The 13,884-nt window shown below is 36.8% G+C and carries 14 protein-coding genes; 10 read left to right on the forward strand and 4 right to left on the reverse strand.

Translation table 11 applies throughout. The features are described from left to right. Positions 1-154 precede the first annotated feature (154 nt). From trpB to RV15_RS17990, 4 genes are all read left to right on the forward strand, one after another. The gene (gene trpB, locus RV15_RS17975) at positions 155-1,345 is read left to right on the forward strand and encodes a tryptophan synthase subunit beta (RefSeq protein WP_071879364.1); all 1,191 of its coding nucleotides are present in this window, start codon (positions 155-157) and stop codon (positions 1,343-1,345) included. Then, positions 1,345-2,112 carry a tryptophan synthase subunit alpha gene (gene trpA, locus RV15_RS17980; RefSeq protein WP_071879365.1) on the forward strand — a complete coding sequence of 256 codons (768 nt, stop codon included), beginning with the start codon at positions 1,345-1,347 and terminating at the stop codon, positions 2,110-2,112. Before trpB ends, trpA begins: the two co-directional genes overlap by 1 nt. 82 nt (positions 2,113-2,194) lie before the next feature. Continuing rightward, on the forward strand, positions 2,195-2,764 hold the full coding sequence (locus RV15_RS17985; RefSeq protein WP_071879366.1) for a GNAT family N-acetyltransferase: 570 nt from the start codon (positions 2,195-2,197) through the stop codon (positions 2,762-2,764). A gap of 32 nt (positions 2,765-2,796) precedes the next feature. After that, a complete protein-coding gene (locus RV15_RS17990) occupies positions 2,797-3,411 on the forward strand; it encodes a DUF1054 domain-containing protein (protein WP_071879367.1) in 615 nt (204 codons plus the stop codon). Positions 3,412-3,455: 44 nt separating this feature from the next. Here the strand turns inward: RV15_RS17990 and lepB are convergent, their stop codons facing one another. Then, on the reverse strand, positions 3,456-4,001 hold the full coding sequence (lepB, locus tag RV15_RS17995) for a signal peptidase I (protein ID WP_071879368.1): 546 nt from the start codon (positions 3,999-4,001) through the stop codon (positions 3,456-3,458). 184 nt (positions 4,002-4,185) lie between these two features. Here lepB and RV15_RS18000 point away from each other — a divergent pair, with 184 nt between their 5' ends. Then, a complete protein-coding gene (locus RV15_RS18000; protein WP_071879369.1) occupies positions 4,186-5,271 on the forward strand; it encodes an ABC transporter permease in 1,086 nt (361 codons plus the stop codon). A gap of 17 nt (positions 5,272-5,288) precedes the next feature. Then, entirely contained in the window at positions 5,289-5,960 is a 672-nt protein-coding gene (locus RV15_RS18005; protein WP_071879370.1) for an ABC transporter ATP-binding protein, read from the forward strand. Positions 5,961-6,128: 168 nt separating this feature from the next. On the opposite strand, the gene rpsD is transcribed toward RV15_RS18005, so the two are convergent. Together rpsD and RV15_RS18015 are read right to left on the reverse strand one after the other, a co-directional pair. Continuing rightward, positions 6,129-6,740 carry a 30S ribosomal protein S4 gene (gene rpsD / locus RV15_RS18010; RefSeq protein ID WP_071879371.1) on the reverse strand — a complete coding sequence of 204 codons (612 nt, stop codon included), beginning with the start codon at positions 6,738-6,740 and terminating at the stop codon, positions 6,129-6,131. 252 nt (positions 6,741-6,992) lie between these two features. After that, the gene (locus RV15_RS18015; RefSeq protein WP_071879372.1) at positions 6,993-8,333 is read right to left on the reverse strand and encodes a TPM domain-containing protein; all 1,341 of its coding nucleotides are present in this window, start codon (positions 8,331-8,333) and stop codon (positions 6,993-6,995) included. A 350-nt stretch (positions 8,334-8,683) separates the two neighbouring features. On the opposite strand from RV15_RS18015, the gene RV15_RS18020 reads away from it, so the two are divergent. The 3 genes from RV15_RS18020 (at position 8,684) to RV15_RS18030 (ending at position 11,030) form a co-directional block, all read left to right on the forward strand. Beyond that, entirely contained in the window at positions 8,684-9,481 is a 798-nt protein-coding gene (locus RV15_RS18020; protein WP_071879373.1) for a formate/nitrite transporter family protein, read from the forward strand. Between the two features lie 102 nt (positions 9,482-9,583). Continuing rightward, positions 9,584-10,231 carry a DNA alkylation repair protein gene (locus tag RV15_RS18025; protein ID WP_071879374.1) on the forward strand — a complete coding sequence of 216 codons (648 nt, stop codon included), beginning with the start codon at positions 9,584-9,586 and terminating at the stop codon, positions 10,229-10,231. A gap of 22 nt (positions 10,232-10,253) precedes the next feature. Then, positions 10,254-11,030, forward strand: coding sequence for a Cof-type HAD-IIB family hydrolase (locus RV15_RS18030; protein ID WP_071879375.1), 777 nt, complete (start codon positions 10,254-10,256; stop codon positions 11,028-11,030). A 56-nt stretch (positions 11,031-11,086) separates the two neighbouring features. On the opposite strand, the gene def is transcribed toward RV15_RS18030, so the two are convergent. Continuing rightward, positions 11,087-11,650: a peptide deformylase gene (def, locus tag RV15_RS18035; RefSeq protein ID WP_071879376.1), complete on the reverse strand. Its 564-nt coding sequence runs from the start codon at positions 11,648-11,650 to the stop codon at positions 11,087-11,089. A gap of 369 nt (positions 11,651-12,019) precedes the next feature. On the opposite strand from def, the gene RV15_RS18040 reads away from it, so the two are divergent. Next, on the forward strand, positions 12,020-13,884 hold a 1,865-nt coding region (locus tag RV15_RS18040), incomplete at its 3' end, for an Ig-like domain-containing protein (RefSeq protein ID WP_071879377.1).

The raw sequence follows: 13,884 nt of genomic DNA on the forward strand, positions 1-13,884 counted from the left end.
AGCCCATTCAGCTTTTATTATTATCTAGCTTCATGAGCCAGTATCTCGGAAAAAAGATAAAACATGAATGTGGTAAAAAGCACCACTTTCATGTTTTCCTATTTTTCGTCGATACTAAGCGGCTCATTCAGCTTTTATTACAAGGAGGAAAATTATGTATAATCAACCAACTGAAGGATTTTATGGAGATTTCGGTGGTCAATTTGTTCCTGAGACATTGATGTATGCGGTTAAGGAATTAGAGGATGTTTATGCAGCATCAAAGACAGATGAAGCATTTCAAAGTGAGCTGAATTACTATTTAAAACAATACGTAGGACGAGAAAATCCATTGTACTTTGCGGAACGTTTAACAGACTATGCAGGTGGTGCTAAGATTTATTTAAAAAGAGAAGATTTGAATCACACTGGTGCTCATAAAATCAATAACACGATCGGACAAATTTTATTAGCAAAAAAAATGGGGAAGAAAAAAGTCGTCGCTGAAACAGGAGCGGGACAACATGGTGTGGCAACCGCTACAGTTGCGGCTTTATTCGGAATGGAATGTACGATTTTTATGGGAGCAGTCGATGTGGCTCGCCAGTCACTGAATGTTTTTCGGATGGAATTGTTAGGGGCGAAAGTTGAAAGTGTGACTTCTGGTAGTAAAACGCTAAAAGATGCCGTTAACGAAGCACTGCGTTTTTGGGTTGCAAATGTTGAAGATACGCATTATGTAATGGGCTCTGTCTTAGGGCCGCATCCGTTTCCTGAAATTGTGCGAGATTATCAAAGTATTATCGGAATCGAGGCTAGGCGTCAGTTTTTAGAAGTGGAAAATAAATTACCAGATGCAGTTATTGCGTGTGTCGGCGGCGGTAGTAATGCGATGGGGATTTTCTATCCGTTCATCAATGATAATGTTGCACTGATTGGTGTTGAGGCAGCTGGTTTAGGATTAGACACAGAAGCTCATGCCGCATCGATCAATAAAGGGAGGACGGGTGTCCTTCATGGCGCAATGATGAAGCTGCTTCAAGATGATGATGGGCAAATTTTAGAAGCTTTTTCGATTTCAGCTGGCTTAGATTATCCAGGACTTGGACCGGAACACTGTCATTTAAACGAAATACAAAGAGCAAGCTATGAGTCAGTGACCGACCAAGAAGCGTTGGATGCGTTTAAAATTTTATGCCAAACAGAAGGGATCATACCAGCTTTAGAAAGTGCCCATGCTATTAGTCATGCGCTAAAAGTCGCAAAAGAACTTGGATCAGATAAGCAAATCATCGTTTGTCTTTCAGGGCGCGGAGATAAAGATGTCCAGCAAATCAAAGAGTTATTTGAACAGGAGGATGCGTAATGAAATCATTAACGAGACAACTAAAGCAAAAACAACAAGACAATGAAACGATTTTCGTGCCTTATATTATGGCTGGTGCCCAAGGCTTAGATCAGTTAGCCGATGAAATTCGATTATTAACAGAAGCAGGAGCCAGCGCTATTGAATTAGGGATTCCATTTTCAGATCCAGTGGCAGATGGTCCTGTCATTCAAGCGGCTGGCCTAAGAGCATTAGAAAATAATGTCACGCTAAGAAAAATAATCCAACAGTTAAAACATATCGAAACCCCAACGCCTTTAGTAATCATGACGTATTTCAATCCAATTTTTAGCTATGGCTTAGAAGAATTTATTCGAGACTTAGCAAAAACCAATGTTTTAGGGTTGATCATTCCAGATTTGCCTTATGAGCATCAAACCTTATTAACACCATTATTAAAAGAAAGTGATATTTCCTTGATTCCACTGATTGCGTTGACAACACCTAGGGAACGAATCATAGAATTAACGGCAGCGGGAGAGGGGTTCATATACGCAGTGGCTGTTAATGGTGTAACAGGAATCGGGCGAAAGTATCAAGAAACGTTGGATGAACATTTAGCTTATATTCAACAAGTCAGTGATAAGCCCGTTCTTGCAGGATTTGGTGTTTCTTCTAAGGAACACGTTGATCGTTTCAGAAAAAGCTGCGCTGGCGTGATTGTAGGTAGCAAAATTGTTCAACTGCTTAGTGAAGGGAAACAAACAGAAGTCAGTGCCTTTATCAAAGAAGCAGTCAGTAACTAATTTTAGATTTCTTATTTTTTCATTTTCCCCCTTGCCTCAGAGCAATTCTTTCGGTAAAGTAGTATGAAAAGTAGGTGGACTTATGGAAATTGTCATCAATCGTAATTTGATTTTTGCAGAGAACCAATATTTAGAAACCGAACGTTTAAAGCTGCGTCCTGTAACGTTAAGTGACGCGAATGATATGCACGAATATGCATCTGATGAAGAAACCGTCACCTATGTTTTCCCAATCCATCAGTCTTTTAAAGACACGAAAGAAAGCATTGCAAACTATTTCATGGCAGCGCCACTTGGAAAATATGGTATCGAGTTAAAAGCAACGGGTAAATTTATCGGAACGATCGATTTACGTGTGGTCGATCAGCACAATATTGCTGAAATCGGCTATTCTCTAAACAAGTCATCTTGGGGGCAAGGCTATGTACCAGAAGCGGCGCATGAATTGCTTCGTTTAGGCTTTGAAGAGCTACAATTGATGCGGATTTTTGCAACCCACGATATCGATAATCCTAAGTCAGGTCGTGTGATGGAGAAAATCGGTATGAAGATCGAAGGGAATATCCCGAATGCTCGAATGTGGAAAGGAAAAGTCGTTACAGATATTATTCGCGGCATCACTTTAGAGGAATGGCAAAATCGGCATAATTAAACTACAGAACTGCTCAGAGGAGAATAGAATACATGTTAATGTTTACTGAAAAAGATTTTGAGGTTTTTACAATAGCAGGATTAGAACCAAGAATGGCTGGTATTCGTTCGACGATCCAACCAAAATTTCAAGAATTAGATGATTATTTTGCTGAGAAATTAGGGGAGCAACTAGAAACGGAGTTTTTTGTGCATATTGCCCAACATCGCCGTAGAACGGTTTATCCACCAGAAAATACATGGTCAGCATTAAGCCAGAAAAAACGCGGCTATAAAATGGAAGCTCATTTTCAATTAGGAATTTGGCCGGACTATCTTTTCATGTGGTTATCACTGATCGATAATCCCAAAAATGAAAAGGAAATTGCTCAAGCTTTTTTAGACAATCAAGCATTATTTGAGCAACTAGATGATGATTTTTACCTGTCGATCGATCACACACAGCATGAGATCGAACGGTTGAATGAAGCCGATTTAGAGAAACATCTGACACGTTTTCGTGATGTGAAAAAGGGCGAGTTTCAAATCGGACGGATCATTAGAAAAACGGATGTTTTGTTGAATGATCCTGAAAAAGCGCGTGACTATATGTTGAAGACGTATGAAGAATTAATTCCGCTGTATAAACTTGCAGCGGAAAAACAGTAAAAATAGGTAGTCGACTGTATTTTTAAAGTCGACTACCTATTTTTTCACTGCACGCCAATCTTATTCAACGGATAATATCGGAAATAAACCACACCGACAATATCTTCTTTATCCACAAAACCAAATAAACGACTATCATCTGTCTTGCGACGGTTATCTCCCAACACGAAGTATTTCCCTTCAGGAACAACAGTGGCAGGGCCTGTTGCACTATTTTCCAAAGTAAAATCGTCAGTTAAAGGCAGACCATCTGTTAATGCTGCTTTAAATTCATCTAAATAAGGTTCGTCATATTTTTTATCATTGATATACAACTGATCATTTTCCATCCGAATCGTATCACCAGGTAAGCCAACAACGCGCTTCACAATTCGTTTTCCATCTCGTGGACTAGGAAATGTAGCGACATCAAACCGTTTTGGACTAACTAAAGACGTCTGCCATAGACGATCAGACTCATGATAAGTTGGTTCCATTGAAATGCCAATAACTTCCACAGGTGTTAAAACAAATGTTCTTAAAAAAAGTGCAAACAACAAAATCATTGAAAACTGCATTACCGTATAAAGCGTACCGTGTTTTTTTTTCATAAATAAACTCCTTTTAACTTATTGTTTCTTTTAGTATATCAGAATAATTTTGAGAAATAAGAAGAAATATAGACGAATTTGGGGATTTTTTTAGAGAATGATTGAAGCAGATATTTTGTTGTCAGTTCTAAATTTTGCTATACTTTTTATGGAACTTATCGATTGATAAGGAGGAGGATGGAATATGTTTTTAGCATGGAATGAAATAACCCGCTCAAAATTGCGCTATGCACTGATTATTAGTGTGATGTTTTTGATTTCTTATTTAGTTTTCTTTTTAACAGGCTTAGCGTATGGTTTGGCTGAAGATAATCGCACTGCTGTGGATAAATGGCAGGCGGATGGTATCGTGTTGTCCGATGAATCGAATACCAATATCAATATGTCGATGATTCCAATTAAGGCAATGGATGAAGTCGATGCAAAAGAAAAAGCAACATTAGGTCAAACAGCGGCTGTGATCCAATTAGACAAAAAGAAGACTGAAAAAATCAATGCTAGCTTTTTTGGTATTAATAAAGATGAATTTTTAATGCCAAATATCATTGAAGGAAAAGCATTCACAAATGAAAATGAAACAGTTGTGGATAACAGTTTAAAAAAAGAAAATGACATCAAACTTGGAGATACAATAAAATTAGCTGGTAGTGATAAAAAGCTTAAAGTCGTTGGTTTTACAGACAATGCTAAATTTAATGTTGCACCAGTATTGTATGTATCCACAGCTGCTTTTCAGCAAATTCGCTTTGAAAAAGTGGATATCTCAGAAAATGCTCGTGTGAATGCGATTGTTTTTCGTGCAAAAGACGGAGAGCTAAAAAACGTTCATTTGAAAGAGGATGGATTAACTCGTTATAGTATCACAAAATTCATCAATGAATTGCCAGGATATAGCGCTCAAGTATTGACATTTGGCTTTATGATCGGCTTTTTGATCGTAATTGCAGCGATTGTAATAGGCATTTTCATCTATGTCTTGACCATGCAAAAAGCAACGATTTTTGGAATCATGAAAGCGCAAGGAATTTCTGGTTTTTATATCGCAGTCTCTGTAATTGTTCAAACGTTTGTCTTGGCTGTTTTGGGGATAACTTTTGGTTTGCTTGGTACAGTGGGAACTGCTCTTGTGTTGCCAACCGCTGTTCCATTTCAAACGAATTGGTTATTTTTCTTATCAATCGGGGGCATAATGTTAGTAATTGCGGTATTAGGTGCGTTGTTCTCGGTTCGGACAATCGTTAAAATTGATCCGTTGAAGGCAATTGGATAGAAAGGGGCTAGTTTAAAATGAAGGCAATTGAATTTTTAGCTGTGGATAAACAGTTTTTAGATGGAGATACGACAATTGAAGCGTTGAAATCCACAGATTTTTCTGTGGAAAAAGGTCAATTTGTTGCAGTGATCGGTCCCAGTGGTTCAGGAAAGAGTACCTTCTTGACGCTGGCAGGTGGCTTACAAACACCGACTACTGGGGAAGTTAAAATAAATAATGAAGCATTTAGCCAAGAAAATGAAAAAACACGCTCTAAAATCCGCTTTTCTGAAATTGGCTTTATTTTACAAGCATCAAATTTAGTTCCTTTTTTAACTGTGGAAAAGCAATTACGCTTAGTGGATAAGGTAAAAAAAGAAAAGACGGATGTGGATAAAGTCAACAAGTTATTAACAGAGCTAGGAATTGAGAAGTTAAAGAAAAAATATCCTGATGAAATTTCTGGAGGAGAACGTCAGCGGGTAGCAATTGCTCGAGCTTTGTATAATGATCCATCGATTATCTTAGCAGATGAACCTACAGCAAGTTTGGATTCGGATCGAGCTTTTGAAGTTGTGAAGATTTTAGCGAGAGAAACAAAAGAAAAAAATAAAGCGACAATCATGGTCACTCACGATCAACGTTTGATCGATTTTTGTGATGAAGTATTCGTGATGAAAGACGGTGTGTTAGAAAAACAAAAATAATAGTAGGGACAAAGATGCAGGTAATTATCAGCATCTTTGTTTTTTTGTACAAAAAAACCTTGCCCAACAAAGTGAGCAAGGTTTGTAAAGATTAGATGAACGGTGGAAGAAACGCAACTCCTTCTTATTTCTCGGAGCTGGGCGCTTTTCTCCCAACCTAATCGAATCTTAAAGTTTTTGGTTGTAGTATTCAACGACAAGAGCTTCGTCGATATCAGGGTATAATTCATCACGTTCTGGTAAACGAGTGAAACTACCTTCTAATTTTTCAGTGTCAAAGCTTACGAATGCTGGACGTCCAACAGTTGCTTCAACAGCTTCTTTTAGAGTTACGATATTTTGAGATTTTTCACGAACAGAAATCACTTGACCCACTTCAACGTGGTATGAAGGGATATCTACGCGTTTGCCATCTACAGTAACGTGACCGTGGTTTACTAATTGACGTGCTTGACGACGAGTAGTTGCAAGGCCTAAACGGTAAACGACGTTATCTAAACGTTGTTCTAGTAAGATCATGAAGTTAACACCGTGTTTACCTTCTTTGATCTTGCTTGCTTTAATAAACAAGTTAACGAATTGACGTTCGTTCATACCGTACATATGACGTAATTTTTGTTTTTCAGTTAATTGCATACCGTACTCAGAAACTTTACCACGGCTGTTTGGTCCGTGTTGTCCTGGTTTGTATGGGCGACGTGCTAGTTCTTTACCAGTTCCTGATAGAGAGATACCTAGACGACGAGAGATTTTCCATGATGGTCCTGTATAACGTGACATTAAAAATTCCTCCAATAAAATAAGTTTTTTGGAGTAAAATAATCTTCTGAAAAATTCATATTCGTTCAGTTCATTCTTCAACCTTCGCCCTTTGCAGCCGTGGGTTACGCAGTTGAACCTGAAAGCCTAAGCAATCAAGGCAATGAAATGTTGACGAGCCTATTATTTTTCTGCTGCATTATTTTACACAAAGACTAGTATAGCGCAAAATCAGGGATAACTCAAGCTTTTTATTGAGTTATCCCTGAGAAACTACCAGCCGCCGGATGCGCCGCCACCACCGGAAGACCCTCCACCAAAGGAGCCCCAAGAAGAGCCACCGCTTCCACCTCCAGAAGAATCATTATCTGACCAATTACTAGAATTGTAGTTAGAAGCTAGATAAGCCGTAGTTAGAATGTCTCCGTTACCTGAATAAAGAGTATCTCCGATTAAAATACGACCAAACGCTTTTTGCTGAGCCGTTGGATTTTTTAAAAATCTTCCTCTTGTGATTGCCCGACGTAGGCTTCTTCTTGATGAGATTAAGAAAGTTCCGCTGAGCATAATATAGTAAAAATCGGTTTGCTTTATTTTTTCAAGAAGCAATTCAGTCTCATTTTGATCAAATTCATTAGTATAAACGGTCATTTGTTCTTGATACTCATTGTAGTTTACTTTTAAAGCCCGTCGTGCACGTATCAATCTAATAATAAGGAATAAACTAACTATTATTATAGTTACTAACAAGACGAATAGACTCCCATGGGCAAATCTAGCTGAGTTTTTTTGCGCTTCAACCTGATTGATTTTAGAATCTACCAAAGCTGTTTTTGTATTCATTAACGCAAAAACTTGATCCACTACCCGATTTACAGCAGTGGCGTAATTTTCTTCTTTGAATTCATCAACAATCGCATCATCATTGATAATATTGTCTGCTACGCCATCAGGAATCAAGCCTTCCAATCCATAGCCTACTTCTAAACGAAACTCTCGGTCATCCAAAGCAATCAAATATAAAACACCGTTGTTTTCATCTTTATTACCGATCCCTAGCTGGTTAAAAATTTTATTGGCATAAGATTCAATGTCTTCACCACTAGGCAAATTACTGACTGTTACGACTTCTAATTGGGCACCATTGGTACTTGCAGCCAATTGTTTGTTTAAATCATAGATTTTTTTCTTTACTGTAGAATCTAGCATATTGGCGTTATCTGAGACAAATATATTATTTTTATTGATTACTAGATTACTATCTGTTCCGTCTATAACGACAGAGTAATTGTTTTCCTGTTTGGGATACTCTTTTAAATTATCTAGATTTTCTTGTAAAATTGTATCAAACGATTTTTTCGTTTCTGTTACTTTTCCTGCCTCGATGTCTGCTCGTTCCTGTTTAAGAGAGACTAATTGTTGATCATAAGAAGCTATTTTTTCAGGATAATGATTATCTGTTATAAAGAATAAACTAAAAAGAAAACCACAAGATAGAAAGAGCCATAATAAAATGACCGTAAAAATCTCGTTTCTTCTTTTTAAAGAACGGTAATGCGAAATGATTTTTTGATTTAGTTGTTGCGGTTGATTATTTTGAGCGGATCTATACATAATATCCTACCCCCTTATCCAAAGATAATACCAAGATTTTTTTTATAGCATTAGCTACCACCAACAAAAATGTTTTCACTTTCATTCACATACAACTCCTTCCTTGGAATAAACGAGTGTTAATATTACTATTTTACCATTAGCTAAAATAAAATCATCCTACTTCAGGTGGATTTTTATTGTCTTATTACTCGATTTGTTTGGATTTTTTAGCCTAAATTTGTTATCCTATGAAAAAAAGTGATACTTTGTCTGAAAAAGCACTAGACAAAACCTGAGATGGTCTTTAGAATGGTAAAGGATGTTTTTTGAAAATATTAGATGAAAACAAATTGAAAAGGAGAAACACAATGAAACCTGTATCGCCATTATTTGAGCAGATCGACAAATCAATCAGTAAAAAAATGAACTTATTCCAAAGTAGTTTTATGCGTTACGCTTTTCGTGCAATGCTGGCTTGTATGTTTTTAACATTAGGAACGGCAGTTGCCTTTGCGATTGCAATCAAAGGTGAAGGAATGGTCCATGGCTTAGGCAAAATTCTATATGCCTTTATGTTCAGTTGGTCACTTGTTATGATTCTGTATATGAATGCGGAACTTGGCACATCGAATATGCTTTATATGACAGTTGGAGTTTACCGTAAAAAGATCAATTTCTCTTTTGCGGCAAAAATTTTATTTGCATGTATTTTCTTTAATTTAGTCGGTGGCGTTCTGTTTGGCTACTTGATTTCCTTGACTGTTCCTTTCCAGGATTTACCTGCGGATAGCTTCTTCTTTACATCGATAGCTGGTAAATTAGATAAAACAACGACACAAATTTTAGTTGAAGGAATGTTTGCTAATATCGTAGTAAATACTGCTGTGTTAGTAAGTATGCGTATGAAAGATGATGCTGGTAAAGTTGCGGCTATCATTTTCATCATCTTTATCTTTGCTTTCTTAGGCTACGAACACGTTATCGCCAACTTCCCTGCGTTTAGTTTAGCGTATTTCGCTTCTCACGGAACAATGGCAGCAATGACAGTCGGCAGCGTAGCACACAATCTATTCTTTGCTTTGATCGGTAACTTTATCGGCGGTGGTTTAGTAATGGGCTTGGGTTATGCTTGGCTGAATAATGCAGATACGACTTATGTAGATTAAACAATTTAGAGGCTGGAACGGAAAGTATTTTCGTTCCAGCTTTTTTTGCTGTCTATCGTTTATTGAAGTAAAATAAAGGAAAGAAGAAAAAGGAGCAATGAAATGGATACAGTCGTTTTTCCTAAAAATAAAGAAAAAGCGGAGCAAATGGCAGCGTACATGAAACATTTATTTCCTTTTGCAGGTGTTTCAGCGCCAGAGCGAGCTATAGTAGAGAAGGAACTTTTGAAAGTCAGTAAAAAAATGCCCTTTACAGAATTATTTGATTTAGTCAGTTTTTACTATCAGAAGTCTGAACGAGAATACCAATATTTAGCAATCGATTTGGCAACAGTTAATGTAAAACGCTTCTCTTTTGAAGAAGTGCTGCGCTTCAAACCTTTTGTGATCGATAAAGCTTGGTGGGATAGCGTTGATTCTTGGCGTAAGTTTTTTGGTCTTTGGTGTTTCCAGAATTTAGACGCAATGCCTCAGTTATTTGAAGCCTTTTTTGGTGAAGAAGATTTTTGGCATAGACGTATCGCAATCAATTTGCAACTGTTATATAAAGAAAAAACAAACACTGTGTTATTGAAAAAAGCCATTATTTATGATAAAACTACAGATGAGTTCTTTATTCAAAAAGCAATCGGCTGGTCCTTGCGTCAATACAGCAAAACGGATCCTTTATGGGTTCAAACCTTGTTCGAGACGACCGAGTTAAGCCCATTAGCTGTTAGAGAAGGCAGTAAATATTTGCCAAAACCATAGAAAGCGAGCGAGTTATTACGCCATGAGAAGAAAACTTTTTGCATTTGATATTGATGGAACATTGCTAGGAACCGACAGACAGCCGTTGGAAAGCACACGAGAAGCATTAAAGATATTAAGACAACAAGGACATCTTGTAACAATTGCAACAGGTCGCAGCCGATTTATGGCGCAAGATATTATTTTAGATTTAGATTTTTCCAATTATGTTCTTTGTAATGGAGCGGCAGCATTTTTGGATCATGAACAATATTTTCAAAATTTATTGGATGAAAATGAATTACATCGCTTTGCCACAGAAGTAGAAAAAAGAGAAATTGGTTTAGCCTATGTCGGGCTAGATGACGTGAAGAAAAACAATCATCACCGTCGTGCGCAAATGGCTGAAGCGATGGGATCAATCGACTTTGAAGCGCCAGAGTATGATGTGAATTTCCAAAAAGAAAATGATGTGTATCAAGCATTGGCCTTTTATGATGAATCAGCTGATGGTATGTTTGACCGTGAATTTTCTAAATTCCGCTTTATCCGTTGGCACTCTGAAAGTGTAGATATTGTACCTAAAAATGGTTCAAAAGCAGCTACATTATTGAATTTAGCAGATCGTGTCGGGATTGCTCGTGAAGATATCGTTACATTTGGTGATGGTGAAAATGATCGTGAAATGTTGCGTGAAGCTGGGATCGGTGTTGCGATGGGGAATGCTTTGCCGCATATCCAAAAAGAAGCCAAAATCGTGACCGATACCAATGATAATGATGGTATTTGGAAAGTATTGAAGGAATTAAAGGCGATTTAAGGATAAAAAAAGTGATCTGTGCAAAACTATTTGAGTTTGTACAGATCACTTTTTAGTTATTCAATTACCAAAACGCCATCTTGCAACGCATATGGGTTTTCTGCATTGATATGATCATAAAACATCACACCATTTAAATGATCGATTTCATGTTGAACCACGATTGCTTCATAATTTTTTAAACGGATCTTTTGTTTAACACCCGCTGCGTCCACGTAAGAAAGTGTGATTTTATTATGGCGTACCACATAACCAGGCACTTCACGGTCAACCGATAAACACCCTTCGCCTTCGCCAAGACAAGCATCTTGAACGGAATGGCTTAAAATTTTAGGATTATACATCACCGCACTTAATGTCGGTTCTGGATTTTCCAAATCACCGCTGGGTACATGAACTGCAATGATGCGTTTAGAAATATCTAATTGTGGTGCCGCTAAACCAACACCGCCGCGTAGTCCTAATTCTTCAGCTTTAACTGGGTCTTGGCTATTATGCAAGAACTCCATCATTTCTGTACCTAATGTGATATCTTCATCAGCTAGTGGCACAGTTACTTCTTTTGCCACTGCTCTAAGTGTTGGGTTTCCTTCGCGGATAATATTATCCATTGTAATCATTTGATATTCTTCCTTTCAATACAATAAAGTATTAAAGTTATTTATCCTCTATTTTATCATATAAGGGTTGCAGAAAAAATAGAAAAATAAACTAATAATAAGTAGAATAATGCACCATCGTTTATTATACAAAATAAAATAAATAAATATATATTGATTATATGTTTGTGGTAAAATGAATATTGTATCGCGAAAAATGTAAAATAAATATATATTAAATTGTTGGTTTGAATTTTTTGTTTGTAATTGTAGTACACGCAAGATAAGTTAATGCCAGAGCGTTTTTTATATTGTTATGGAAAATGCAATGAAAAATATTTTATGTATTTTTTTGCGATACGAAATAGAAATTTAAAAAAGGAGATAGAAATGAAAAAAATATTATGGGGTTTAAGTGTTGGTTTGGCGTTGTTATTTCCAAATATAGTGCATGCTGACGAAGCGAAGAAAGTAGAATACTTTCCAGTAGATCCGGAAACTGGACTACAAGTGGAGGTGCCAACTCCTGATCTACAGTCAAAACAACAACTACTAAAAAGACAAGCTCTGCCAGAAAAATTTGATTTTATGGATGGAGGTTTTGGGACGCCTGTGCGGAATCAAGGCGATGTTGGAATATGTTGGGCCTATTCAGGAACAGATGTACTAGCAATTTCAATGAAAAAAGAATTTGGGGTTGATTACGCTATTTCTCCAAACTATTTTAATTATTATTTTGCAAATAATGCTTTTACGGACGAAATTAATCCACACGCAGATAATAGACCATTAAATGGTGGTGGAAATTCAGAGATACTAATAGAACAAGCCTCACTGGACAATATGGGAGTGACAGAGGATGTATTACGTACACCTTCTTACTCATCTCAGATAAATCCCATGTCAAGTCAAGACTTTTTAACGATAAAAAATCAACAAATTCCAATGTATGCAGACAAAATAGTGGTAATCCCTGGTGTAAGCTATACTAAAGGGACTGAGGAAGAGCGTAAGAAAAAAGTAAATGATATAAAATCAATGATCTATAAACATGGAGCAGTAACGTTCCATTACGATACCAGTTACTCTCATAATGATAATTACTATAATCAACAAACTAATGCTACTTATGTACCGATTGAAGACATTAAACAAGGATTAGTTCCGAATCATAATGGAGAGTGGGCAACATCGAATCATGCCATTGTGATTGTTGGTTGGGAGGATAACTATTCGAAAGAAAATTTCAGAAAAAAACCGCAAAATAATGGTGCTTTTAAGGTGAAAAATTCTTGGGGGAAATATGAACATGATGAGGGATATTTTTACATTAGCTATGAAGATGTCTATATGCAGAGCTCTGTTAACTCAGCTGTAGACACAGAGAAAAAAGAATATGATTTTAATCATAAGTATGTGAATGGATTTCAAAATTATCTCTCAAATTATACTATGAAGACTAAAGAGTTATTTTATGGTAATGTATTTCAAACTGGAAAAAGTGAAGAAGAGCTGACAGCAGTTTCATTGTACACAGTCCAAAATAATATCAACTACGAGATATATTATTTGAATAGGAATATAAAACATGATGAGATGATTTCTGGATACAAAGATATGACAAAAATTGGTGAAGGTGTCAAAGAGTTTGAAGGAGTTGAAACGATAAAAGTACCGACTCAAAAAATTGACCCTAATCAAGAGTATACAATTATTATTAAATATATATACCCAGAAGACGTTCCTTATTTTCAAGTACGAATGCAGAAGATTAAAGAACCGGGTAAAGATGAAACACCATATTTAGAAAAGGGACGTTCGTTTATTAGTACGAAAGATATAAAGAATGAAATGCACTGGAGAGATGTGTCAGGAGGAAAAGTATTCAGTTCTCCGTTTAATATATGGTTAAACGTGTATACTAAAGAGAAAAAAATAGCAGTAGAAAATATCCAACTTGACCCGACAGATGTAACATTGAACGTAGGAGAAGAAACGTTATTAAATGCAACTATCTTACCAGAAAATGCAACAAATCCTCAAATTATCTGGAAAAGCTCCGATGATTCTATTGTTAGTGTTTCTGATACTGGCGTTATAAAAGCTAAAAAAGCTGGGAACGTCACTGTTAAAGCCGTTTCAGAAGAGGGACAGAAAACAGCAGAGTGTCAAGTTCGGGTGGGTGATGGAAAAGGAACTTTTGGGACCGTCCCATGGACATGGAATGAAGCAACACAAACAGTTACCTTTGGTGC

This window comes from Enterococcus silesiacus (genome assembly GCF_001886225.1).
Taxonomy (GTDB): domain Bacteria; phylum Bacillota; class Bacilli; order Lactobacillales; family Enterococcaceae; genus Enterococcus_L; species Enterococcus_L silesiacus.

Excerpts from the sequence above, each read along its gene's own strand:
- trpB (WP_071879364.1), top strand. The coding sequence starts at position 155 with ATGTATAATCAACCAACTGAAGGATTTTATGGAGATTTCGGTGGTCAA.
- trpA (WP_071879365.1), top strand. The coding sequence starts at position 1,345 with ATGAAATCATTAACGAGACAACTAAAGCAAAAACAACAAGACAATGAA.
- RV15_RS17985 (WP_071879366.1), top strand. The coding sequence starts at position 2,195 with ATGGAAATTGTCATCAATCGTAATTTGATTTTTGCAGAGAACCAATAT.
- RV15_RS17990 (WP_071879367.1), top strand. The coding sequence starts at position 2,797 with ATGTTAATGTTTACTGAAAAAGATTTTGAGGTTTTTACAATAGCAGGA.
- lepB (WP_071879368.1), bottom strand. The coding sequence starts at position 4,001 with ATGAAAAAAAAACACGGTACGCTTTATACGGTAATGCAGTTTTCAATG.
- RV15_RS18000 (WP_071879369.1), top strand. The coding sequence starts at position 4,186 with ATGTTTTTAGCATGGAATGAAATAACCCGCTCAAAATTGCGCTATGCA.
- RV15_RS18005 (WP_071879370.1), top strand. The coding sequence starts at position 5,289 with ATGAAGGCAATTGAATTTTTAGCTGTGGATAAACAGTTTTTAGATGGA.
- rpsD (WP_071879371.1), bottom strand. The coding sequence starts at position 6,740 with ATGTCACGTTATACAGGACCATCATGGAAAATCTCTCGTCGTCTAGGT.
- RV15_RS18015 (WP_071879372.1), bottom strand. The coding sequence starts at position 8,333 with ATGTATAGATCCGCTCAAAATAATCAACCGCAACAACTAAATCAAAAA.
- RV15_RS18020 (WP_071879373.1), top strand. The coding sequence starts at position 8,684 with ATGAAACCTGTATCGCCATTATTTGAGCAGATCGACAAATCAATCAGT.
- RV15_RS18025 (WP_071879374.1), top strand. The coding sequence starts at position 9,584 with ATGGATACAGTCGTTTTTCCTAAAAATAAAGAAAAAGCGGAGCAAATG.
- RV15_RS18030 (WP_071879375.1), top strand. The coding sequence starts at position 10,254 with ATGAGAAGAAAACTTTTTGCATTTGATATTGATGGAACATTGCTAGGA.
- def (WP_071879376.1), bottom strand. The coding sequence starts at position 11,650 with ATGATTACAATGGATAATATTATCCGCGAAGGAAACCCAACACTTAGA.